This is a genomic window from Chryseobacterium daeguense DSM 19388 (assembly GCF_000430825.1).
Taxonomy (GTDB): domain Bacteria; phylum Bacteroidota; class Bacteroidia; order Flavobacteriales; family Weeksellaceae; genus Chryseobacterium; species Chryseobacterium daeguense.
The window spans coordinates 450899-474058 of record NZ_AUMT01000001.1; the positions used below are offsets into that span (position 1 = coordinate 450899).

Below are 23160 nucleotides of genomic sequence, written 5' to 3' on the forward strand. Positions count from 1 at the left end.
CGAAGCCTCAGCAATTTCATAAAGAGAGTTACCGGAAAGTAAAACTTAACCATCGTCAAGTTGATTTAGCTTTACTATAATTATTTTTGAATAATATTATCAAAAAAAATGAAAGAAAGCACTATCGAAAATGTTAACAGCAATATACACAAACCCGGAGCATAGTTAAGACAGAAGCCTGCTTATCTAAAAGAACAAATATAATCTATCATTAAAGAGCCGTAATTATTGAGGGCTATCTCACGAATAGCTAAATGCTCTCTTGAAAATAGTAGACGAAAACTATATAAGAGGAATATCGGCAAACGTACTCCCTTACTTGCCGAATTGTAATCTAAAACTTAATTATTATTATGAAATATAGTTATCTTGTCTTTATGTTCAGTTTTTTATGTATTCAATATGTAAAGGCGCAGCAAACAGACACGCAAACAAAAACAACAATCAGTGAACAGATGAAAAACGAAGTTTTAGATTCGCTTTTTCAAAAGCTGAATGATTATTACGTTTTTCCTGAGACAGCTGTGAACATTGAAAAAGCTCTCAAACAGTACCAAAAGCAAGGCTACTATTTAAAAATCAAAGATGCTAAAACCTTCGCAGAAACCTTGACAGATCAAATGCTGAGCATTGCGCACGATAAACATTTAAGCGTTTCTTATCAGGAAGCTGAGGATCATCAACCAGAACCATCAGCAGAGACTAAAAAAGAGGAAGCAAATAGAATCCAGCGATTTAAAATTCAGAAGAACTTTGGTTTTACAAAAATTGATATCCTCGAAGGGAATATCGGATATCTCAAAATAGATGCTTTTTTTCCTGTTGATGATGCTTCACCGACAGCAACGGCGGCGATGAATTATATAGCAAATACGGACGCATTAATTATTGACCTTAGATCAAACCACGGCGGCGAACCTGAAATGGTACAGTTTTTAGCAAGTCATTTCTTTGATACTACTCCTGTACATTTAAATGATCTATATTGGAGAGAAAGTAACAAAACAGTACAGTATTGGTCGCTGCCGTATGTTTCTGCGAAACGGTATATTGCAAAGCCGGTTTACATAATTATCGATGGTAAAACATTTTCAGCCGGCGAAGAATTTGCCTATGACCTGCAGGCTCTAAGAAGGGCGACCGTAACGGGTAAGACTTCGGCAGGTGGGGCCAACCCCGGAAATGAAGTTAATATCAAAGGGAATTTTGTTGCTTTTATTCCAAACGGAAGAGCCGTTAATCCGATAACTAAAACAAATTGGGAAGGAATAGGTGTACAACCTGATATAGAAATTTCAGAAAAAGACGCTTTACTTGAGACCCAAATTGTTGCACTGCAAAAACTTATTAAAATCACTTCCGACCAACAGATTAAAGAATATTTTCAAAAAAATCTGAATAAGATACAGGTAGATTCAAAGTAAAAACAAAAGATTTATGGCAACCTGGATTAGAGCAAAAATGAGATTCGTATTGGTGGACGATCTTAAATAAAAATAAATGTCATCACGATTATACTATAGTTATTTTCTGAAAGTACTAACAAAGAATTAGAAATTTTATAATGATACAAAAGAGTACTCTGACTTATTTATTCATTTTCCTTGGGCAATTTCTTTTTGCTCAAAATAATGAACCGCCAAATATGGACGATTCTGTGAAAACAGAAGTTGTAAACAACATCTGTAATTCGCTCATCCACTATTATGTTTTCCTTGATAAAGCAAAAGTGATGTCAGATTTTCTGAAGCAACAGCATCAAAGTAATATATTCAGCTCGATTACGAACCCGAACCAATTTGCCAATGAGATCCAAAAGACACTTCGTTCCGTGAACAATGACAATCATTTGCGAATTGAATACAACCCTCGCTTAGAAAAAGACCTCATCAAATTCCTTTCGAACAAGAAAGGTTCAGCGGAAGTTTTAGCTGACGACCTAAAAAAAGAGGAGAAGAAGAATTTTTATTTCAAAAAGGTAGAAATTCTGCCTTCAAACATCGGCTACATTGAATTTACCAATTTTGCTGCTCCCAGTCCTACTGCGAGGAAAACAGTCCATTCAGCAATGCAGTTTATTTCTCATACTGACGGACTAATCATTGATTTAAGAAATAATTTCGGTGGGAATAGTGAAATGTCAGGAGAAATCCTAAGCTACTTTTTTCCTGCAAAAACATACACTGGTAAAACTTATAATAGAATCGAAAATAAATGGTCAGATTCTTATATTGAAAATAAGAAGGAAATCACCACTGGTTTAAAATTGGGTATGCCCATTTATATACTTATCAGCAACAGAACCTTTTCGGCTGCCGAAAGTTTTGCTTATACCTTACAAAGTATGAAAAAGGCGGTGATCATTGGCAATGCCTCAAGAGGAGGAGCTCACGCAACCAGAAGTTTTAGTCTGGGAAATGGCTTTGTAGCCTTTATTCCATATTCACGTGGTGAAAATGTGGTCACTAAAACCGATTGGGAAGGCGTCGGAGTAATTCCCGATATTAGAACAGAAGACCATAATGGTATTCTGAGCGCTCAAAATTATATCCTGGATCAGAAACTGTTAACCGAAAAAGATGAAAATGAAAAAAGAAAAATTAACTGGCAGATCAATTTTAATAAATCAAAATCTTCAGTTGCCATTATCAACCCAAAAGAGTTGATAAAGTTTACCGGAAGATTTCAGGAATTTGAAGTTACACTTTCAGACAATCAGTTGATATTTAGGGATACCAATCAAAAAAACAGTGAACCCGAAAAAGCAATAGCCATAACAAACCATTTATTTCAAATTGGAAATGACTACCAGGTAGAATTTGTAACAGGCAGCAACGATTTATGTAGCGCTATTAAAATGTATTGGGATAAAGGCGCTCGTAAAAAGACTAATAATCAATGGTTTGAAACACAAGATTCGATAAGTTATTGGGAGGATTTTTCTATACAAAAAATTATGTATCCTAATATGACAAAATTTTTACCTTTTTATCTCGACGATAAAGGATTTATGCAAAATGATAAATCCTTTATGATTACAGGAAAGCATCTTTCTTATTTGACTGCATTTTTGAACTCGTCACTCTTCAAATATTGTTTTATTGATAACTTCCCTGAATTACAAGGAGGGACACGTGAATTAAGGAAAATATTTTTAGATAAAATTCCTGTATTGGAAATTGATAATGATTTAAACTCTAAATTTGAAATAATAGTTAGCAAAATTCAGGCAAACATAGATTCCTCTACTATTAAACAAATTCTATTACAATTAGATAAAATGATTTTTGACCTATATGAATTATCCGAGGAAGAGAGAACTGCAATAGGTTTTATTGAGATTCAATAAAACTGATTTCTTCATCACTTAACTCAAATAAATTGTACACCCTTTGATTTACTAAATTTTCCAAATAATCAGTGTTGATATTTTTGGACTTCTGAGTTTGAATTTCTTTTGCTAAATTAGTGAACAATTCCTCTGTTGTTGGGTCAATCCCCATCGGAACTCTTAGCTGCTCAATATATATTTTAATCCATCTTGTCGTGCCAACACCAGATGTTGCTGCAAGCTTATTAAAATACCATTTGCAGACATTTGAATTTAAATATGATACTAAATACTCTAATCTCTCACCGCTTATAAAAAAGATAGTATTATTTAATAAATAATTGTTTTTATCTAAACAAAAATTTGGATTGTTAGTTAATTCGATCCAGACTATTTTCGGTCTATAAAAATCCTCCATATAAGCACAGTTTCTTAGGTTATATGGAGTATCTCCTTTATCAGCTCTTTTGGCCAATTGAGGATAATAAAAATCTAAATGTTTTTTTACGATAGGATAATCATTTATATCTATTGCCTTTACACCCTTTTCTTTGATTCCATTATGAGTATTAATCAGCCATAAATCAGTTGCTTCATAAGCATATCTTTTTATATCTCTGCCACGTAAAATAGGTCGTATGATTTCGGCAGATTTTGGATCTTCTGCAATAAGCTCATCTTTCTTTTTTTTATCTATAATAAAGGCCTCATTATACCCAGTCAAAATTCCTCTGTAGATGTTAATATCCCACTCTTTAAGAGGTGTTCCTACAGCTTCAATTTTAGCTTTTATGCGTTGTTCGATATCACTTAATATCACCCAAGAGTCACTACTGGAAAAATTTACTTTTACTAAATTCTGTCTAAAATAATCGCTCATATAGATGTTATTTTAATAGTCTATGTTTATTTTAGACAGTTATAATATATTTTATACCATTATTGTATAAAATTTTAAACAAAAGAAATGATTTACGGATACATCAGAGTAAGCACAGACAAACAAACAGTAGAAAATCAGAGATTTGAAATCAATCATTTTTGTGACAAGCAACAAATTGTTGTGAACAAATGGATTGAAGAAACTATTTCAGGAGCAAAGAATGTTGATGAGAGAAAATTAGGAAAACTTTTAAAAAAAATGAAAAAAGGAGATGTTTTAATTTGCTCAGAATTATCCAGGCTTGGAAGAAATCTTCTGATGATTATGGGTGTACTTAATGAATGTATGAATCGTGACATTCAAGTTTGGACCATTAAAGACAATTATCGCTTAGGAAGTGATATTAATTCTAAAGTGTTGGCATTTGCATTTGGTTTATCAGCCGAAATTGAAAGAAACCTTATATCCCAGAGAACTAAAGAAGCATTAGCTCGAAAAAGAGCAGAAGGTGTAATTTTAGGCCGTCCTGTGGGTAGTAAATCTTCTAAGACAAAATTAACTGGTCAGGAAAAGAAGATTCAAGAATTGATTGAAAAGAAAGTTTCATATTCTGCAATAGGTAGGATTTTAGGTGTACATAGATTAACTGTTTCTAGTTTTGTAAAAGAAAGAATGAACTAATTACAACTACAAATTAAAATAAAAAAACAGAAGCCAAAAATAATTCGCTCCCCAATCCAACTGCTAAATTCTGTCAAGGTCAAGTCCTCCGGATTTGCAGAAAAACCTTGACAGAATGCCTCGCTCATTTTCAAAAGGCTTTCTTTTTTTCTTTTTTTTAGATTTTTTTTCTTCGTTTTCTTTTAGAAATATTTTAACTGAGAAATTTAAGGTGCAAAGAGAAGGACTAAATTCTTGGTTTTAACTTTAAAAAACTTGTTCAAATTTTTGGTCTTTTACTTGCAGATTTGAGCAGAAATTTTTAGCTTTACTACGTAAAATTTAAATTAGGATTTTACTACTTTTTTGCCAATGTCCTATTTAAGGCTATTCACAGAGATGCCACAGCGAAAATCTTATCCATAAATCGATTAGAAATGGGCACAAAATCCAATCACTTCACTTACCCGACAAGCAATGGTTTCCGAATGACAAATCGGCGCTAAAACAGCTCCTATAAGCAAAAATGTATGATTAAAGAATATTAATACCCCATTAGTGAATAATCTAGCAAATAGGCTATCCAAGCCTGAATATGGGAATTGAACTTTGGTTGCTAAAGTCAGATAACATCATAGTCGTTCAAAGTTGTTACAAAATGATAATCAATAAAACTTTTAGAAGCCTTGCATAATTCCAACAATTCTTCATTGCTATGGTATTCAAAATTAAAATCGTCAGGAACATCAATTGTATATTCCGTTAATATTTCTGTATCCAGAAGATCAATTGCCATCAGATCATTAAGTGAACTAAGCAGACTTTTTTCTTTCAGAAGAGGCATTTTCTGCGTGATAGAGTTTTTAAATTTATATAATATAATTGTTTTCATTTTTTATTTTTTACTTTTTCGAAAGTAATGAGCTGCATTCTAATAGATGAAAGATATTGCTTAAAGTCTTTCATTGTAATATTTTTCTCGTTCGGTGACATAAATAACGGAGTCTCATTTAGTAGAAAATACAATTCGGGATATAAAGACTGGATTTTAGCCGTTACATTGAAGATCTGTCCGGTAAGATTCTGCAAATTATCAGTTGATTTCATATCTTTCTATTTAAAAGAAACATAATAATATTAGAATAAAAAAGGACGGGGACTAAAAAAGTACCCGTCCCCTTTTGTATTAAAACCCCTTTAAACATATTGAGCTGTTTACCGGAGTTATAAACTCATTATGAAAGTTGAGTGTTATTAAGAATCTTAATAACCTCTTCACGGCTTTTGCTTAGTTTATTTTGTAATCTTCCTAACAATTCATTTTCTTTTCCTTTTTCAAGCACCAAATCTGAATCTTTAAGTTGTGAAAACTTTTCTTTTAACTGTTTTGATTGTTCTTTCCAATCTCCTGTAATTTTAAAAGCCTCATGAGCTTTATTGTGATTTGTATTCATAATTCGAATTTTTGTGTAACAGAATTATTACAATTCAAAGGTGATCTATTTTAATCTTATCCCGCTACACATTTCAATAATAAATTTACATATATCACACTTTTTTATAAGTCTTCCAAATTTTTCAACCGTTTTTGCTTCAGCTGTTTGTAGAAAGAAGGAGAAAGTCCAGTTATTTTTTTAAACTGGTTGGAAAGATGCGCAACACTGCTGTAATTGAGTTTATAAGAGATTTCAGTAAGATTGAGTTCATCATACAAAAGGAGCTCTTTTACCCTTTCCACTTTATTGATGATGATAAAATGCTGTAAAGTCATTCCTTTCACTTCAGAAAATGTATTGGCAAGGTAAGTGTAATCGTAACCAAGCTTTTCACTGATATAATCTGAGAAATTTTCTTTAGGAAGAGATTCGGAATAATGGATCATTTCTGTAACCGCACTTTTTATTTTTTCGATCAGAATGCTTTTTTTATCATCAAGTAATTCAAGTCCGGTTTTGAGGAGATTTTCTTTTAAAAACTGTCGCTGTTCATCTGTAATATCATCCAATATTTCTACAAGTCCTAAATCTACTACGGCATTTCTGATATTCAGTTTTTCAAGCTCCTGATGAACCACCATCTTGCAGCGCAGGCTTACCATATATTTTATATATAACTTCATAATCCTTACCGTATTTCGTGTTTGTCAATCTATATGTTGACAGCCATCCTTTCAAAGTTAGTCCTTTAAATTTTAATTACTGTGATTTATGTAACAAATTAAAAGACTATTACAAACCTTTCTTTTTTTAATAGATGACCTTTACATATAATAAAAATATTTTAAAATGTCAAAAGAAAAGGATACAAAGAAGAAAACAGATAAAACACCTGCGGCAAAATCATTAAAAGAGAAGCGGGAAGCCAAACAAAATAAAAGGAAAGACAAAGAAAATGAAAGTCGCAACGCAACAACCTAAATGGTAGAAATAAAAAAAGAAGGAATTATACTCAGAAAAACCAATTTAAGTTTTGAAAACGAAGGAGTTTTGAATCCTGCTATTATTAAGGAAAACGGCAAAATACATTTATTTTACCGCGCTGTTGCTAAAGGTAATTTTTCAACTGTCGGGCATTGCCTATTATCAGATCCGCTTACGGTAGAGAAACGGTCAGATTCACCCATTATTGTTCCTGAATCTGATTACGAAAAACACGGTGTAGAAGATCCTCGAATTGTAAAAATAGATGATTTGTTTTATCTTACTTACACCAGTTATGATGGCATCAATGCTTTAGGAACATTAACGACTTCAAAAGATCTCAAATCCTGGAAAAATAAGGAAATTATTGTTCCAAAAATTTCTTATGAAGAGTTTAAGCTTTTATCAGAATCAGAGGATTTAATCCCGGATAAATATAGAAGATACAACGAATTTCAAACCAATCATCCTGACAGCGATCCTTTTTTTTTGTGGGATAAAAATCTGATTTTCTTCCCAAGAAAAATAAACGATAAATTTTATTTCCTTCACAGAATAAGGCCTGAAATTCAGATTGTCAGCATAAAAAATATTGAAGACTTGAATTCTGATTTCTGGCAGGATTACTTTTCACATTTTAAAGACCATGTTCTTTTATCTCCAAAATACGATCACGAATCAAGTTATATCGGAGGTGGATGTCCGCCAATAGAAACAGAATACGGCTGGTTGATGATTTATCACGGTGTTTATGACACCATTAACGGTTATGTTTACAACGCCTGTGCAGCTTTACTGAACCTTGAAAATCCGGAAAAAGAAATTTCCAGACTTCCTTATCCGCTTTTCAAACCCGAAAAAAAATGGGAACTCAAGGGTGAGGTTAACAATGTATGTTTCCCGACAGGAACCATTATAGAAAATGACTCACTCTATATTTATTATGGGGCTGCAGACGAAAGGATAGCTGTTGCATCACTCAGTATTTCAAAATTATTAAAAGAACTGATGATGTTTGCGGTTTAAAGATAATCATCAGATTATCAAATTTGAAAATGAAAATAAAATGAAAAAAAATATTAATTCAGACGTGGAGGACAAAGCAATTAGACAATCTTATAACGGCATAAAACACAAAACCTACGATAAAAAAGAGATTGTCTTTGTAAGTACTTTTCCTCCAAAGGTATGCGGAATCGCCACTTATACCCAAGATCTCATAAAATCTCTTCAGGCAAAGTTCGGAGAATCTTTCAAATTAACCATTTGTCCGATGGAAACAGAAGAGGAAAATTATGAATATCAAGAATTTAACGAGTATAAATTAAATATCTCGGACGCCGTTTCCTACTTGGAATTAGCTGCAAAAATCAACAAAAATAATGCTGTTGAGTTGGTAATGCTTCAGCATGAATTCGGATTTTTTAATGAAACCCAAAATGGTCTGTTACTTTTTCTCAAGAACTTAAAAAAAGATATTATTATCACTTTTCACACTGTTTTGCCAAATCCTGATAAAGAGCTGAAGGAAAAAGTGAAAGAAATCGCAGATTCTGCAAAATCTATTATCGTAATGACAAGTATTTCAGCGGACATTCTTTTGAACGATTATGACATTTATCCTGATAAAATTACGGTAATCCCTCACGGAACACACCTTTTGCCTTTCGTAGACAAAATTACTTTGAAAAAAAAGTATAATCTTAAAAATAAAAAAGTTCTTTCCACTTTCGGATTATTAGGTTCCGGAAAAAATATTGAAACGACACTGAAAGCCTTACCGGAAATCATTGCTAAAAACCCTGATGTTATTTTTTTAATTCTTGGCAAAACACATCCTGCATTAGTAAGGCATGAAGGCGAAAAATATCGTGACTTTTTGGAAGACCTTACCTGTACCCTTCATCTGGAAAACAACATCCGCTTTATCAATGATTATCTTCCACTCCAGGAATTATTAGAGTATCTCCAGCTTACCGATGTTTATCTTTTCACTTCAAAAGACAGAAACCAGGCAGTAAGCGGTACATTTTCCTATGCAATCAGCAGCGGATGCGCCATTGTTTCTACTCCAATTCCACATGCTTTGGAAGTTTTAAAGGAAGACACGGGAATTATTATTGATTTTGAAGCTCCGGAGCAGTTGTCTGTTGCGGTAAACAAATTATTAGAAAATGAAAGCAAACGGGAGGAGCTACGTCAGAAATCATTGGAAAAAATGGCTCCGACAGCGTGGGAAAATTCATCTATCTTACACGCTTTGTTATTTCAGAAACTAAGAAATAATAAAACAGAACTTAGTTATACTCTACCGGAAATCAATCTTGGGCATATTCAAAATATGACAACCGATTTTGGGATGATTCAGTTTTCAAAGATAAGCAAACCGGATATCAATTCAGGATATACGCTGGATGATAATTCACGGGCGATGATCGCTATTTGCAAGCATTTTCAAAGCAGTAGAAACAAAGCAGATATGCAATTGATTTTAATTTATTTAAACTTTATTAAATTTTGCCAGCATAAAGACGGGAGTTTCCTGAACTATGTAAATGAACAAAAACAATTCACTAATCAAAACTATGAAACTAATCTGGATGACTCCAATGGAAGAGCAATCTGGGCTTTAGGTTATTTGATTTCATTAAAAGAAATTTTGCCAAAGGAATTGTCTGAGAATGCGGAAAAAATCATTCAGAAAAATCTTGTCTGGGCAGAAAAAATTCATTCTACAAGAGCAATGGCTTTTATTATTAAAGGATTGTATTATCAAAACTCAGAAAACAACCTTCCTTTATTAAAAGAATTAGCAAATCGTCTGGTGAAAATGTATCAACATGAAGCAAAAGACGATTGGCATTGGTTTGAGAATTATCTGACCTACGGAAACAGCGTATTGCCGGAAGCTTTACTGTGTGCGTGGATTTCTACTAAGGATGAACTTTACAAGCAAATTGCTGAAGAGTCTTTCCAGTTTTTAATATCTAAAATTATGATTGATGACAGCATAAAAGTGATTTCCAATAAAGGCTGGCTGCAAAAAGAAAATACTGAAAATGTACCACCACCCATTGGTGGAGAGCAACCTATTGATGTTGCCTACACCGTTCTGGCTTTATCTTCATTTTATAAAACTTTTAAAGATGAAAAGTATTTGCAAATGATGCAGAATTCCTTCAATTGGTTTTTAGGAAAAAATCATTTGGATCAAATTATTTACAATCCTGCTACAGGTGGCTGTTACGACGGGCTCGAAGAAAAAAACGTAAACCTAAACCAAGGTGCAGAATCCACCATCAGTTATGTGATGGCAAGACTTTGTTTTGATTAATTAGAGATATCAATTTTTTAGGTTGACAGAAACTTCAACTATAAAAAATACTTGATAAAGATGATCTTTGGAATTCCTGTTTAATTTGACTTAATCGAACCAAATCATCTATAAAAGTGTTTGAAGATATGCTCGTCAAAGTCACAAACAGCCAAACGGCGCCATTTAAGACAAGTAGTGCAATTTTTCTCTTTCTAATTAATTTTAAATCTGATTCCCAAATTCATACTATCAAAGTTACTACTTAAAAATACTCCATTTGTAGATTTTTAGTTCATTTTCTTGATTTTACAAGTAGTTAGCAACTCATGTTTTACGTATATAAAACAATATAATCAAGATTGGTTTAACGAATATAGCTCATTTTATCGCAAATTTTTGCGCATCCAAGTTACATCATTAAGTATAGTACATAAATTCCAAGATTGAACAGTTATTTTAACATTATCTGAAGACAACGTGAATATTAACTACTTAATTAATTAAGTAGTTAAATAAACCTAATAAATTAATACTGGCATTTCACTTCTAATATTGTGACGGACATATTTAAGGACGCTGATTTAGATCATTTTTTTTCATATATTTACGTAAAAATTAGTGACTTATGGAGAAAAAAGTGGTGCTTATCCAGGATGATGAACAGATATTGGAAATTATGGATCACATCTTGAGCAATGAAGGATATGATGTAACACCATCATTAAACACCGATCCCATTGATGAGATTGACGATATCAATCCTGATGTTGTTATTGTTGATGAATTTATCAAAGGAGATAAAAGAGGAACAGAGGTGATTGAGGAATTAAAGTCAGATCCTACCACTGAAGACTTATCAGCTGTACTAACTTCTACCTCGCCCGAATTAGCTAAAAAAGCAGAACAATGCAAAGCTGATGACTATATTGAAAAACCTTTTGACATTGATCACCTGGTGGATGTCGTTAAAAAAAATACCTAAAACTCAAGGTGCTTGTTGATCTAGCTTTACTGCTGAAAGATTATATTTCAAGCTTCAGGCATATTAACATGGTTAGAAAATTAGCAAGAGTGAGCAGTAATCATGCTTTGATGGCAATAGATATTAATTAGAGTAATCCATCACAACAGATCTGTTGACTTAACGTAAGCATTATAATTCTTACATAATATTATCTTTAAACAAAGACGTTAAAAACGCTACGTAAATACCTTTCATTTTCACCGTTACTAAAATTATATTTAAAATAAATATTTGTCGCATAGTATTTGCATAACCCATTCCGCAGCATGCCATTTTTATCTGGCTCATATAAATAGTCCGTTGCGTAAGGTTCCAAAATTATGAAGACAATATTTATATTAGAAGATGAGGATAGCATCCGCGACCTACTGAATGTCTTTTTCAGTATTGAGGGTTACAATATCATAGAAGCTGCAGCTGTAAGCGATTTCAACAGATTGTATTCAACCGATAGGGTAGATCTTTTTATTTTGGATGTCAGGCTTCCTGACGGGTCCGGCATCGATGTGTGCAATATTCTAAAAAGTAATCCTATTGAGGCTCCTGTCCTTATGATGAGTGCACATGCAAAAACGTACGAAATTGAGAAGAAATGTCAACCTGATGCATTTATTTCCAAACCTTTTGATCTGGATGATCTTTTGGCCCGGGTTCATAGTTTCATAGGACCTGCTTAATCTTAAATAATACGATCAGCCGTCAGAATAGATTAATTTTACGTCCTGCTCAGAAGAATATTCGAGCATTCAGTATTTTAACAGATCCATGTTCCTTCATCTTTTTCAGAGTGTCGATGCATATTTCCAAGCTGATTCCGGATATTTCAGCGATTTCATGAACATTCAAATTGATTTCAAAGGAAAAAATTTCCTGATCTGTCTCTTCATATTTAAGAAACTGAAAGAGCTCTGTGATTCTGTCCGAGGGGCTTTTATTGAACTCTTTGCGATTTCTTTCCATTTGAATATACATCAGCTCGGAAATATACTTCATGATATGCCTCAGCATTCCTTCCTCAGACATTATCATCGACAGAAAGTCATCTTTCGGCATCATCAGGACCGTGCAGTCTGTAATGGCCAACATATCAAAAGGAAGCGGTAATCCAGCCAATATGAGGTAATTGGCATCACCACTACCTAAGATCTGACAGGTGATTCGATGACCTTCCTGGTCCTCCCTGACAAACTTGGCCAGACCACTGACAATCTGGAAATGATACTCCAACTCACTTCCTTTATTAAAAAGAAAGGTATCTCTGTTAAATGTTCTGAGCACGGCGCCGTGCGATCGCAGACATTTCTCGTCAATCATACTATATATTTACTGTTGATGAATGTAGACATTATCCCATCTTTATTTTATGATCTGCAGCATAAGAATCTTTTTTGGCGACTGGCTTTTACCATAGAATTACGGGACGATTGTAACAAAAAGGTAGATCAAAAATATTCCAAGTAGCACAAATCCCTGCATGATATTGGTCTTTCCGGTGGCCAGCGAAATCGTGATGATGAATAACGATAATCCCAGCAAAACGGTCGATTTGATATCGATTCCCAATGTCATCCGGATCCCGCTGATTACCGATATGACTGCAATGGCGGGAATGCTCAGTCCGATACTCGCCAAAGCAGAACCGAATGCCAGGTTCAGCGAGGTCTGTATCCGGTCATTTTTGGCTGCCCTGATTGCTGCAAGCGCTTCCGGGAGCAACACCACTCCCGCAATTATAACCCCAACTGCGGATTTTGGAGCACCAACGGCCACCACCAGATATTCAACATCCTTCGAGAGAAGCTTAGCCATCAGAACAACCACCCCCAGGCTGACGATCAACATGAAACTGCTGATGTACATCGTCTTTCCGGAAACTTTAATCTTAGCCTTATATTCCACAGTTCTTTCCTTCGCTTTGTCACTGGGCGATATAAAAAAGCTCCGATGCCTGATTGTCTGCACCATCGTAAATCCGAGATAAAGTGCCAGACATAACAATGCTATAAACAAAAGCTGAAAAGAGGTGTATTCGCCTCCTCCATGGCTTACTGTATAATTAGGCAAAATCAGAACGAACACCACCACTGCTGTAAGAGTGATCAGAGCCGTGCTTACACCTTTCAAAGTAAAGGTCTGCTCCCTGTATCTTATTGATCCGATAACAATACAGATCCCGATAATTCCGTTGAGAATCAGCATTACTGCCGCAAAAACAGTATCCCTTGCCAGGGTAATGGTTTCCAGTCCTTCTGCTCCCAGCATGATGGAAATGATCAGTCCCACCTCAATGACCGTAATAGCAAACGCAAGAAGAAGAGTACCAAACGGTTCACCGAGCCGATGTGCAAGTACTTCGGAGTGATATACTGCCGTGAGAACGCTTCCCAGTAACAATGCCGTTAGCAGGATCGAATAATAGCCTGATGAAAAAATGAAGCTCCCAAAGTAGAAGAGCCAAGATAAAACCGGCACAACAATCGTCCAATACCGTAAATATTTGTGTTGATTCATAAAGAAGAATGCAATTTAATTATGTGTATAGTACTACAGTTCGCTATCATACTAATAAGATAAATGATCAATACTCTGATAAAACCTTTATCTAAAGAGTTCTAATACAAAGACCTGAGAGTTTCTACCTGAATTGATAAAGAAACACCACATTGCCGGTATAGGCAGGTCTCAACTCATCCTTGATGACGAGTTTTGCACCAACTATAACCCTGACCATTCCCCGGAGGTCATTCACCGATCTGACAGTTGCCTGCAAAGAGACTTCAGAATTCACTTTCACCGGAATACCGAATCTCAGGTCTTCAATTCCGTAGTTGATCTCAAGGCTTACATTTTGCACCGAAGCAATCTGCTTCCACAGATAAGGAATCAGCGCAAGCGTAAGATATCCGTGAGCTATGGTTGATCCATAAGGACTTTCAATAGATGCCCTGTCGCTATCCACATGGGTCCACTGGTGATCCAGGGTGGCATCTGCAAACAGATCGATCTGCTTTTGGTCAATCGTATGCCAGGGCGAACTGCCTACTATGACGCCCTCCAATGACTTATATTCTTCGTAATTATTGATAATACGCATATATTTTCTGATTTAATAGTTCAATGGCAGCAGTATGATTTCCGTAAAAAGATAAAAAGCCTCTCGCAATATGCGGGAGGCCAGTAATACAATTAATATAATAAGTTACTATATCTATCAGATTATGCCAGTTTAACGTTGATAGCGCTTAAACCTCTATCTCCCTTCTGTACGTTGAAAACAACCTCGTCGTTCTCACGGATGCCTCTTGACTCAAGTCCTGAAGTATGTACAAAGATATCTGCGCCACCTTCTGATGGTGCGATGAAACCGAAGCCTTTCGCTTCGTTGAAAAATTTTACGGTGCCTTTTTGCATTGTAATAAAATTAAAAATTAATATAATGGGATCTGTACACTTTACAGATTTCATTTTTGTTATAAATGTTGATAAGAGGAAAACTTTCACTTCGACTAATCATGCTTTGCGTGGCTTTTGATACTAAGTGTAAGATATTTAAACATCTATGCCGGCAATATTGTTCATTTTTTAGGATCAAAGGAATCGTGATTCTCAATATCATTAAAAAATCGGATCTATAAACGGGGGAACTGTAGAAGCAAGACCGATCGGTGTCATTGGACCGGTTAAGCGAAGGCAGGAACCTTTCTTTATGAATACTTTGCAAATGTAGATCAATATTGCTTAAAATTAAAAAATATAAATAGTTGATTATCATTATTTTATTCGTACATTACGTGCACATAAGAATTATTTGCACAGTGCGGATGATCAAAAATTCCGTAAACATGCAGACCCTATCAACCATACCACAGACCTTACCTCAAACTACTGAAGAGCATTCTTCAACACAGGTTCGTATCGCTTATTTCATCATGGTACACCAACGACCTGAGGCTTTTAAAACCTTGATTGAAAAAATATATACCCGCGATCAGTTCTACCTGATCCATATTGACCGTAAGGCGAGCTCCGAAATAACAGAAGCCATCCAGAATTATGTCGTCCAATATCCGAATGTCTACATCCTGGAAAGCACAAATATCGTGTCAGGTGGCTTCAGCATGATCCAGGCGGAGCTTAACGCCATGGAATTTTTACTTAATGCCAGTAAGGATTGGGATTACCTGATCAACCTCAGCGGAGAGGACCTTCCCTTACGATCCCAAGACATTATCAGGCAGTTCCTGACGGCCAATGTAGGGAGAAACTATATTTTCTACTATGACCAGAAGTTTTACAGACCTGACACATTGCAAAGGATCCAGAATCATTTTACGGAACTCAGTCACAAGGTATCCTCACTGATATACAAGAGAGACTTTATGAGGAATGTTATTCCTTATATAGGCGGCAAATGGTTTATCTTTAGCCGTGATACCTGTTCCTTCCTGATCAACAATGAGAAGGTGATGGACTTTGAAGACTATTATCTCCACACCCTGCTTCCAGCGGAATCGTTCTTCCAGACGGTTTTAATGAATACCGATTTCCATGATATTATTGTGAACGATGACAAAAGAGCGACTTTTAATCCACCGCTGATAGGCAAAGACAATTATTATAACCAATTTCTGAAATTCCTGACGGAAAGTAATAGTCTCTTCGTTAACAAAGTAAATGATATCAATGATGAGCGGATAATGCAATCAATGAATAACAGTTATAACTTGCCACTGCCGGAAGTCAACGAAATCGAAAGAGAATTGAAAAGAAATGGACCCGGCAGCAATTAGTAGGTACTTACAAGCAACCATCTAGTATTCCATCATATTTCAGAAAATTTTATTTAACATTTCAAGACAGAATTCCCAATCGATGACTGGGGAATTTAGAAAAGAGGCCGTCTCACTTTTGAGACAGCCTCTTTCAGCAGAAAATTTAAATGATGAAACGCCGTCTCGTACTTTACCATTTACATTATCGTGGACTCATTATGTACAATTACTTAAAATTGAAAATGAAGATGAAAGAAACTTTTATGAAATAGAAGCTTCTCAAAACAATTGGAGCGTCAGAGAACTGGCCAGACAATATAATTCTGCAATTTATGAAAGATTAGCTCTTAGCATGGATAAAGAAGGCGTGAAACAATTAGCTCAAAAAGGGCAAATTATAGAAAAGCCCACAGACGTTCTAAAAAGTCATTATGTTTTGGAATTCTGGATTTGAAAGAAGATAGTCGCTATTCCGAAAGTGATTTGGAAACAGAAATCATCAATAAGCTGGAGCATTTTATATTAGAATTAGGTAAATGTTTCCTTTTTGAAGGCAGGCAACGGCGATTTGCTTTTGACGGTGACAGCTTTTTTGTGGATGGTTTTCTATAATCGGTTGATCAAATGTTTTGTTCTATTAGATTTAAAAATTGGAAGACTAACCCACCAAGATATTGGACAGATGCAGATGTATGTAAATTATTATGATAGAAAGATAAAGACGAAGGATGGAAATCCTACAATAGGAATCATTCTCTGTAAAGAGGAGAACAAAACAGTTATAGAATTTACACTTCCGGAAAACAATAAGACCATTTTTGCGAAAGAATACAAAGCTATACTTCCAAGTAAAGAAGAATTTAAAAAAACAAATTAGATAAACATCAATAAAAACCAAACCCATGTCACAAAAAATATTAACTCCTCATAAATCTCTGAATAAATCCTTTTTGAAACTTAAACCAAACAGAAATGATATTGAAAACTACAAATTAAAATAAAAAAATAGAAGCCAAAGATAATTCGCTTCCCAGTCCAACTGCTAAATTCTGTCAAGGTCAAGTCCTCCGGATTTTCAGAAAAAGTTTTTGCGTATAAAAATCTACGCAAAAACTTTTTCTGAAAAATCTTGACAGAATGCCACGCTCATTTTCAAAAGGCTTTCTTTTTTTCTTTTTTTTAATTTTTTTCTTCGTTTTCTTTTAGAAATATTTCAGTTGAGAAATTTCAGGCGAAAGAGAAGGATTAAATTTTTGATTTGAACTTTAAAAACTTGTTCAAATTTTGGTCTTTTTACTTGCAGATTTGAGCAGAAATTTTTAGTTTTACTACGTAAAATTTAAATTAGGATTTTACCATTTTTTTGCAAATGTCCTATTTAAGGCCATCCACAGAGATGCTACAGCGAAAATCTTATCAATAAAGCGATGAGGAATGGGCACAAAATCCCTCACTCTCCGCAAGTTGGGAAACCAAAATGAGCTAAAACGCTGTAAATATCAATGTTTACAGCGTTTTTTTATTTTAGGACAGTTATAAAAAAATCAAAATAGATCACGATTTATATGACCTATTTCTTGACCCATTCCGAAAATTACAAAAAATGGGTAAGGAGAAATCAAAGAAAACTTACCTCAAAGAAATTGCGAGATCTGTGGAATCAATAAAGATTTAATGTTTCATATCACAATACAAATGTTTGCCACCACCATTACTTTGACTAATGAGTTCCAATTGAAAGTGTAAGTAAAATGTTGGGCATACGAAGAAATAAACTTCATCTGTAGTTCCCAAATCTATATATTAGTAAAGAATCACACAAAATTTTGTATTTGGGATTTTAAATATGAAGACATGAATGCCATATTAGCCTTGGTACAAATAAAATATCAGCAAAATGGGATAAAATGTAAATAGAAACGCCCTCAAAAATTTCTTGTATTTGTTATGAGTTATTTTTTACCATATGTTAAATTATTTGCTTAAAATATGAAGTATCTTTAAGTTATGAAAGAATTTATTGATTATATTTTACAGTTTGGTGCTCTGAATAAACAGCAAACTGACCTTATCATAAGCAAAGCTACAACGATTGAACTCCGTAAAGACGAATATTTTTCCGAAGCGGGAAAAATACCTATGCAGGTTGGGTTTATTCTTAAGGGGGTGTTCCGTTTTTGCTATTACAACAATAATGGCGATGAAATAACACATTTCTTTATTGATGAAAACAATTTTGTCAGCGATTATCAAAAGTTTGAAACCCACTCGGTAGCTTCCGAATACATACAGGCGGTTACCGACTCTACCATGCTTGTCTTTTCAAGAAAAGATTGGGAAGATCTTCTCAATACAATAGTTGGGTGGGATTCAATTGTCTCTAAAATTTATAAAAAATGTTTACTGGAAACCATTGAAAGAAGGAGTCCGCTAGTATCGGAAGATGCGACTACCCGCTATTTATCTTTCATTGAAAAATTTCCGAACCTTGTCAATCGGATACCTCTTTCACAAGTGGCTTCTTACCTGGGAATAACTCAACAATCACTAAGCAGAATAAGAAAAAATATCAGGTAAATCACTTTTTACCATTTGGTAAACATTTTCTTTTGCGAGAAGTCGAAATTTGTATTATTAATTTAAAAGATAAAAAAATGGACAAAAAAGTAGTTTTAATTACAGGTACAAATAGTGGATTCGGATGGCTTACCGCCAATAGTGTTGCAGCTTTAGGGCATAAAGTTTATGCTACTATGAGGGATACAGACGGAAAAAATGCAGATAAGGCAAAAGCCCTGGCAGAGGTAGAAAATATAACTGTTTTGGATGTGGCCCTCACTGACCAGACAAGTATAAAAAATGCAATCGACACTATTATAGCTAAAGAAGGAACCATCGATATCCTGGTAAACAATGCTGGTATATCAATGTTTGGTGTGGCGGAAAGCGCTACTTCTGAGGATTTACAACGAATGATCGATGTCAATGTAATTGCTCCGTGGAGACTGATGAAACTGGTATTACCTTTTATGCGTAAACAATCGGAAGGTTTAATTATCAACGTTTCCAGCGGATGGGGTAGATTCTCAGCTCCTTTTTTTGCAATGTATGGTGCATCAAAATTTGCTCTTGAAGGTTTAAGCGAAAGTCTGCATTATGAATTGCGACCATTTGGGGTTGATGTAGCCATTATTCAGCCAGGCTCGTTTCCTACCGAGATGTCTCAAAAGGTTCAGTTTGGCTCGGACGCATCGGTTGCTGATGATTATAAAAAGATCGCTGATATTCCGGATAAAATATTTGGGGCAGTTGGTAAAATGTTTGAAGCGGCGAACCCTAATCCTCAGGAGGTTGCAGATGCAGTCGTAAACCTGATCAATTTACCAAAAGGGCAAAGACCGCTGAGAACAGTTGCTGACCCTACGACGGGCGAAATTGTAAGAGCTGCCAACAACGCTGTGGCTGTTGAATATGCAAATGTATTAAAAGCATTTGGAATGGAAGAGCTGCTGGCTTAAATCTGTTTTATAAATTTGAGTGATCATGCTATTATATGACATAGGGTTGTCCAAGAACTTTGTTATATAATAGCATGATTTACTTCAATATAGGAGCTTATTTTAAATTTTGAATTGTTTTTTTACTTAATATATATTTGTACGCAAAGAGCTTCTGTTGTAATGAGAATCTTATTGCACAGCAAAGAGGGTTTGGTCAAAACTTAGAAAAATTATTTAAGCTAACGAGTAGATATTTGTCTATTTTTTTTGTTGTCAAATATCATCTTTTAATTTATGATGTCTACTATAATTTTGTTTTATAATCGTATAAATACTCATATGCAAACAATCATTAAAAATTGGCCTGATGCATTTCTCCACGCGGAAGATAGGAGCTTGGTGATTACTTGTTGTCATCCGTTCTTTCTACTAAACTCTGTAGTCGCGAGTATGCATTGATAATAAATAATTTATATCTTTTTCAAGTAAGAGGGCAAGGCAAACATAAATAAAGAAATTCAGAAGCAAAAATTAATTGACAATAATTAAAGCAATACAAACAATGACTGACCCAAGATTTCCTATATTGACCCAAAAACAGATTAGCGTACTTAAAAATTCTGGTACTGTAATAACCTTTGAGAATGAAACCGAAGTTTTTAAAGCTGGTGATAGTGTATATGATTTTTATGTTGTTTTAGAAGGAAAAATATCCATAAAAGATCCGCTTAATAAAAATCAGGTATTGGCGACTCATGGGATTAATGAATTTACGGGTGATAATAGTATGTTATCAGACAGAAGTATACCATTTAGCGCATTTGCATCAAAAGGCAGTACCGTCCTGCAAATAACTCCTGCTGATCTTAAAGACATTATATCGAAGCACAGCGATATCTGTGATGTCATTTTAAGTGCTTTTATTCAAAGACAGGAAACTATGTTGAAAGAGTTTAATGGAGGCATTAAAGTGATCGGCTCTGAAAAATCTAAAGAAACGTATGCTTTACGCGATTTCATGGAGAAAAACCATATTTGGCATTCGTTCCTGGATACAGATACATCTGAAGAAGCACAACAGTTATTAGAGAATTTCAGCTTGCAGTCAGAAGATCTACCGATCCTTGTAAATATTACCGGTGAAATTTCGAAGAAGCCCACTCTTGCAGAATTGGCCAAACAAACGGGTGTATTAATTGAATTTGGAGACGAAATATTTGATGTGTTGGTTGTAGGAGCCGGGCCATCAGGATTAGCCGCAAGTGTTTATGCAGCCTCGGAAGGATTATCAGTCATCACAATTGATGGTAACGCTCCGGGAGGACAAGCCGGAAAAAGCTCAAAAATAGAGAACTATCTGGGTTTTCCGACGGGTATTTCTGGAAATGACCTTGCTAATAAAGCATACATTCAAGCGCAGAAATTTGGATGTACGATATCTATTCCCCAAAAGGCAGAAAAAGTGGAATATACTGGAAGCTACTTCACGTTATGTGTATCAAATGGTAAAAATATTAAGGCGAAATCCATCATTGCAGCAACCGGTGCTAATTACACACGATTACCGGTAGATAACATCGAAAAGTTTGAAGGCAGCGGAGTTTTTTATTCTGCTACCGGAATGAACGCCTCAGCTTGTAAAAATGAATTGGCAGGAGTGATTGGAGGTGGAAATTCTGCGGGGCAGGCTGCGTTGTTTTTAGCAGATCATGCTCATGAGGTTCATGTGATTATTCGTGGTGATGATCTGGGAGCTAAAATGAGTGATTATCTGGTTCAAAGAATTTATACAACCCCGAATATTATTGTTCACAAGAATAGCAATATTATTCAGCTTAACGGGACGCATTATTTAGAATCTGTGGTATTGGATACAGATGGGAAAACGAAGGTAATAGGAATTTCGAATTTATTCACTTTTATCGGGGCAAAGCCTTGTACAGACTGGTTGAACGGAATTGTTTCAATGGATGATAGGGGATTTATTTATACAGGTGCGGATGTCGCTGAAGCAGAAATGGCTGATTCTTTAATTTATAAAAAAAGAAAACCACAATCTCTGGAGACAAGTATTCCTGGCTTTTATGCAGTTGGCGACGTTCGGAAAGGTTCTGTAAAAAGAGTAGCCTCTGCAGTAGGTGAAGGTTCTATGGCAATCAGCCAGGTTCATCAATACTTGGCCGAATTAAAAATGAATGATTAAGTTCAAATGCAAAAAAGCTGAAAATTTCTTCCTCTTATGATTGTTTATGCAAAACTTTATAAATTACGTCGCTCTTTATTATTTAAATAAAAATACTGGTAACCTAGGAGTAACCAAGAGAAGATAAACATTTAAAAAATTCACTGGTATAATAGAAAAATTATACGCAAACGGTAATTTATAATATAAATAACAGCAATTTATATACGTCCTCAACACTTGAAAGTGTTGAGGGCTTTTCTATTTAATCCGAATGAATAAACCGTGTAGTGATTTTACTACATGAACCTCCATTTTCCACTACAAAGAAAATTTTACAGCCGCTGTAGATTTGCAGTATACAAAAAGAGAATAATTAAATAAAAATAAAAATAAATAATACGATCATGACAAAACAAATCGCAATCGCAGCCTTAACTATCGGAGCCATCATATTAGGAACTAATAATGCTCAGGCTCAAAATACAACTGCAACCACAACCGTAAACATTACTCTGAACGATGTAATCTCTATCGATGCAGGAAGTACAGCAATCGGGAATACGGTTGACTTTAACTATGTTACTGCAGCAGATTATAACTCTGATCAGACGATTACCAAAGCCAACTCTCTGAAAGTTACTTCAACGAAGAACTTTAACGTAAAAGTAAAAGCAGGAGGAGCTAATTTCATGAATGGAACCAACTTAATCCCTGTCAATGTTTTGACCATCAAAGCATCTACAGCTGCCGGAACAATGGGCGGAACAAAAACTCCTGTCGTTTTATCTGCAGCAGATCAAACCTTAGTATCAAACGCTCCGCTTGGAAGTGCATTAACACTGAATTTGGACTACACGATTCCTGCGACAAAATCATCATCTTCTGATATTTTAGGTAAACCAGCCGGAACTTATACACAAACAGTAACTTATACAGCGACTGCTTTATAAATAAATTTTTTTCATATAATATTTTGTGATTGGTGTTTCGAAGGCTTCCCACGGGAGGCCTTTGATTTTGTATGTAGTTCTTTTTAAAAGGTGATTTTAAAGATTAAAATTAATAATAA

General features: G+C 34.8%; 23 protein-coding genes and 2 pseudogenes. 16 read left to right on the forward strand and 9 right to left on the reverse strand.

Annotated elements, in window-relative coordinates:
* Positions 1-353 precede the first annotated feature (353 nt).
* Positions 354-1424: a S41 family peptidase gene (locus H560_RS20955; RefSeq protein ID WP_081413906.1), complete on the forward strand. Its 1071-nt coding sequence runs from the start codon at positions 354-356 to the stop codon at positions 1422-1424.
* 140 nt (positions 1425-1564) lie between these two features.
* Complete coding sequence (locus H560_RS22220; RefSeq protein ID WP_051289096.1) at positions 1565-3349, forward strand: S41 family peptidase; 1785 nt, start codon at positions 1565-1567, stop codon at positions 3347-3349.
* On the opposite strand, the gene H560_RS20970 is transcribed toward H560_RS22220, so the two are convergent.
* The gene (locus H560_RS20970; RefSeq protein ID WP_051289098.1) at positions 3333-4211 is read right to left on the reverse strand and encodes a TaqI-like C-terminal specificity domain-containing protein; all 879 of its coding nucleotides are present in this window, start codon (positions 4209-4211) and stop codon (positions 3333-3335) included. The two genes, H560_RS22220 and H560_RS20970, sit on opposite strands and share 17 nt — an antisense overlap.
* A gap of 87 nt (positions 4212-4298) precedes the next feature.
* On the opposite strand from H560_RS20970, the gene H560_RS0102215 reads away from it, so the two are divergent.
* The gene (locus H560_RS0102215; protein WP_027378531.1) at positions 4299-4895 is read left to right on the forward strand and encodes a master DNA invertase Mpi family serine-type recombinase; all 597 of its coding nucleotides are present in this window, start codon (positions 4299-4301) and stop codon (positions 4893-4895) included.
* A 601-nt stretch (positions 4896-5496) separates the two neighbouring features.
* Here H560_RS0102215 and H560_RS0102225 read toward each other — a convergent pair.
* The 4 genes from H560_RS0102225 to H560_RS0102240 form a co-directional block, all read right to left on the reverse strand.
* Positions 5497-5766: a hypothetical protein gene (locus H560_RS0102225; RefSeq protein WP_027378532.1), complete on the reverse strand. Its 270-nt coding sequence runs from the start codon at positions 5764-5766 to the stop codon at positions 5497-5499.
* Complete coding sequence (locus tag H560_RS0102230; RefSeq protein WP_027378533.1) at positions 5763-5981, reverse strand: hypothetical protein; 219 nt, start codon at positions 5979-5981, stop codon at positions 5763-5765. The genes H560_RS0102225 and H560_RS0102230 overlap by 4 nt, the downstream gene beginning before the upstream one ends.
* A gap of 128 nt (positions 5982-6109) precedes the next feature.
* On the reverse strand, positions 6110-6328 hold the full coding sequence (locus tag H560_RS0102235; RefSeq protein WP_027378534.1) for a CsbD family protein: 219 nt from the start codon (positions 6326-6328) through the stop codon (positions 6110-6112).
* A gap of 104 nt (positions 6329-6432) precedes the next feature.
* Positions 6433-6993 (reverse strand): helix-turn-helix domain-containing protein, encoded by a 561-nt coding sequence (locus H560_RS0102240; RefSeq protein WP_051289100.1) that lies wholly within the window; start codon positions 6991-6993, stop codon positions 6433-6435.
* Between the two features lie 166 nt (positions 6994-7159).
* Between H560_RS0102240 and H560_RS23545 the strand changes: the two genes are divergently transcribed.
* The 5 genes from H560_RS23545 to H560_RS0102270 all read left to right on the forward strand — a co-directional run bounded on the left by H560_RS23545 (position 7160) and on the right by H560_RS0102270 (position 12311).
* Positions 7160-7291, forward strand: coding sequence for a hypothetical protein (locus H560_RS23545; RefSeq protein WP_262486255.1), 132 nt, complete (start codon positions 7160-7162; stop codon positions 7289-7291).
* Entirely contained in the window at positions 7292-8320 is a 1029-nt protein-coding gene (locus tag H560_RS0102250) for a glycoside hydrolase family 130 protein (protein ID WP_027378536.1), read from the forward strand.
* Positions 8321-8360: 40 nt separating this feature from the next.
* Positions 8361-10628 (forward strand): glycosyltransferase, encoded by a 2268-nt coding sequence (locus tag H560_RS0102255; protein ID WP_081413912.1) that lies wholly within the window; start codon positions 8361-8363, stop codon positions 10626-10628.
* Positions 10629-11235: 607 nt separating this feature from the next.
* Entirely contained in the window at positions 11236-11592 is a 357-nt protein-coding gene (locus tag H560_RS0102260; protein ID WP_027378538.1) for a response regulator, read from the forward strand.
* Positions 11593-11954: 362 nt separating this feature from the next.
* Positions 11955-12311, forward strand: a complete 357-nt coding sequence (locus H560_RS0102270) for a response regulator transcription factor (protein WP_027378539.1) — start codon at positions 11955-11957, stop codon at positions 12309-12311.
* Between the two features lie 49 nt (positions 12312-12360).
* Here H560_RS0102270 and H560_RS0102275 read toward each other — a convergent pair whose 3' ends face one another.
* The 4 genes from H560_RS0102275 to H560_RS0102290 form a co-directional block, all read right to left on the reverse strand.
* The gene (locus H560_RS0102275) at positions 12361-12912 is read right to left on the reverse strand and encodes a Crp/Fnr family transcriptional regulator (RefSeq protein WP_162143844.1); all 552 of its coding nucleotides are present in this window, start codon (positions 12910-12912) and stop codon (positions 12361-12363) included.
* 135 nt (positions 12913-13047) lie between these two features.
* Positions 13048-14145, reverse strand: a complete 1098-nt coding sequence (locus H560_RS0102280; RefSeq protein WP_027378541.1) for a calcium:proton antiporter — start codon at positions 14143-14145, stop codon at positions 13048-13050.
* 124 nt (positions 14146-14269) lie between these two features.
* Positions 14270-14728: a MaoC family dehydratase gene (locus H560_RS0102285; RefSeq protein WP_027378542.1), complete on the reverse strand. Its 459-nt coding sequence runs from the start codon at positions 14726-14728 to the stop codon at positions 14270-14272.
* Positions 14729-14850: 122 nt separating this feature from the next.
* Positions 14851-15045: a cold-shock protein gene (locus H560_RS0102290; protein WP_027378543.1), complete on the reverse strand. Its 195-nt coding sequence runs from the start codon at positions 15043-15045 to the stop codon at positions 14851-14853.
* A gap of 410 nt (positions 15046-15455) precedes the next feature.
* On the opposite strand from H560_RS0102290, the gene H560_RS0102295 reads away from it, so the two are divergent.
* The 8 genes and pseudogenes from H560_RS0102295 to H560_RS0102330 all read left to right on the forward strand — a co-directional run bounded on the left by H560_RS0102295 (position 15456) and on the right by H560_RS0102330 (position 23041).
* Entirely contained in the window at positions 15456-16424 is a 969-nt protein-coding gene (locus H560_RS0102295; protein WP_027378544.1) for a glycosyl transferase, read from the forward strand.
* Between the two features lie 82 nt (positions 16425-16506).
* Positions 16507-16860 carry a DUF1016 N-terminal domain-containing protein gene (locus tag H560_RS23205; RefSeq protein WP_051289102.1) on the forward strand — a complete coding sequence of 118 codons (354 nt, stop codon included), beginning with the start codon at positions 16507-16509 and terminating at the stop codon, positions 16858-16860.
* Positions 16857-17283 (forward strand): annotated as a pseudogene (locus H560_RS23210) (PDDEXK nuclease domain-containing protein). Before H560_RS23205 ends, H560_RS23210 begins: the two are co-directional and overlap by 4 nt.
* A gap of 750 nt (positions 17284-18033) precedes the next feature.
* Positions 18034-18166 (forward strand): annotated as a pseudogene (locus H560_RS23725) (site-specific integrase); the annotation flags it as partial.
* Between the two features lie 247 nt (positions 18167-18413).
* Complete coding sequence (locus H560_RS0102315; protein ID WP_027378546.1) at positions 18414-18983, forward strand: Crp/Fnr family transcriptional regulator; 570 nt, start codon at positions 18414-18416, stop codon at positions 18981-18983.
* A 77-nt stretch (positions 18984-19060) separates the two neighbouring features.
* A complete protein-coding gene (locus H560_RS0102320; RefSeq protein ID WP_027378547.1) occupies positions 19061-19924 on the forward strand; it encodes an SDR family oxidoreductase in 864 nt (287 codons plus the stop codon).
* A 544-nt stretch (positions 19925-20468) separates the two neighbouring features.
* Positions 20469-22109 carry an FAD-dependent oxidoreductase gene (locus tag H560_RS0102325; protein ID WP_027378548.1) on the forward strand — a complete coding sequence of 547 codons (1641 nt, stop codon included), beginning with the start codon at positions 20469-20471 and terminating at the stop codon, positions 22107-22109.
* Between the two features lie 386 nt (positions 22110-22495).
* Positions 22496-23041, forward strand: a complete 546-nt coding sequence (locus H560_RS0102330; protein ID WP_027378549.1) for a hypothetical protein — start codon at positions 22496-22498, stop codon at positions 23039-23041.
* Positions 23042-23160: the final 119 nt, after the last annotated feature.

Coding starts and splice junctions, on each gene's coding strand:
- H560_RS0102320 (WP_027378547.1), top strand. CDS start 19,061: ATGGACAAAAAAGTAGTTTTAATTACAGGTACAAATAGTGGATTCGGA.
- H560_RS0102250 (WP_027378536.1), top strand. CDS start 7,292: ATGGTAGAAATAAAAAAAGAAGGAATTATACTCAGAAAAACCAATTTA.
- H560_RS20970 (WP_051289098.1), bottom strand. CDS start 4,211: ATGAGCGATTATTTTAGACAGAATTTAGTAAAAGTAAATTTTTCCAGT.
- H560_RS0102230 (WP_027378533.1), bottom strand. CDS start 5,981: ATGAAATCAACTGATAATTTGCAGAATCTTACCGGACAGATCTTCAAT.
- H560_RS0102285 (WP_027378542.1), bottom strand. CDS start 14,728: ATGCGTATTATCAATAATTACGAAGAATATAAGTCATTGGAGGGCGTC.
- H560_RS23545 (WP_262486255.1), top strand. CDS start 7,160: ATGTCAAAAGAAAAGGATACAAAGAAGAAAACAGATAAAACACCTGCG.
- H560_RS0102260 (WP_027378538.1), top strand. CDS start 11,236: ATGGAGAAAAAAGTGGTGCTTATCCAGGATGATGAACAGATATTGGAA.
- H560_RS0102315 (WP_027378546.1), top strand. CDS start 18,414: ATGAAAGAATTTATTGATTATATTTTACAGTTTGGTGCTCTGAATAAA.
- H560_RS0102280 (WP_027378541.1), bottom strand. CDS start 14,145: ATGAATCAACACAAATATTTACGGTATTGGACGATTGTTGTGCCGGTT.
- H560_RS0102295 (WP_027378544.1), top strand. CDS start 15,456: ATGATCAAAAATTCCGTAAACATGCAGACCCTATCAACCATACCACAG.
- H560_RS22220 (WP_051289096.1), top strand. CDS start 1,565: ATGATACAAAAGAGTACTCTGACTTATTTATTCATTTTCCTTGGGCAA.
- H560_RS0102330 (WP_027378549.1), top strand. CDS start 22,496: ATGACAAAACAAATCGCAATCGCAGCCTTAACTATCGGAGCCATCATA.
- H560_RS0102215 (WP_027378531.1), top strand. CDS start 4,299: ATGATTTACGGATACATCAGAGTAAGCACAGACAAACAAACAGTAGAA.
- H560_RS0102225 (WP_027378532.1), bottom strand. CDS start 5,766: ATGAAAACAATTATATTATATAAATTTAAAAACTCTATCACGCAGAAA.
- H560_RS0102240 (WP_051289100.1), bottom strand. CDS start 6,993: ATGAAGTTATATATAAAATATATGGTAAGCCTGCGCTGCAAGATGGTG.
- H560_RS0102255 (WP_081413912.1), top strand. CDS start 8,361: ATGAAAAAAAATATTAATTCAGACGTGGAGGACAAAGCAATTAGACAA.
- H560_RS0102325 (WP_027378548.1), top strand. CDS start 20,469: ATGACTGACCCAAGATTTCCTATATTGACCCAAAAACAGATTAGCGTA.
- H560_RS0102235 (WP_027378534.1), bottom strand. CDS start 6,328: ATGAATACAAATCACAATAAAGCTCATGAGGCTTTTAAAATTACAGGA.
- H560_RS0102290 (WP_027378543.1), bottom strand. CDS start 15,045: ATGCAAAAAGGCACCGTAAAATTTTTCAACGAAGCGAAAGGCTTCGGT.
- H560_RS20955 (WP_081413906.1), top strand. CDS start 354: ATGAAATATAGTTATCTTGTCTTTATGTTCAGTTTTTTATGTATTCAA.
- H560_RS23205 (WP_051289102.1), top strand. CDS start 16,507: ATGACTGGGGAATTTAGAAAAGAGGCCGTCTCACTTTTGAGACAGCCT.
- H560_RS0102270 (WP_027378539.1), top strand. CDS start 11,955: ATGAAGACAATATTTATATTAGAAGATGAGGATAGCATCCGCGACCTA.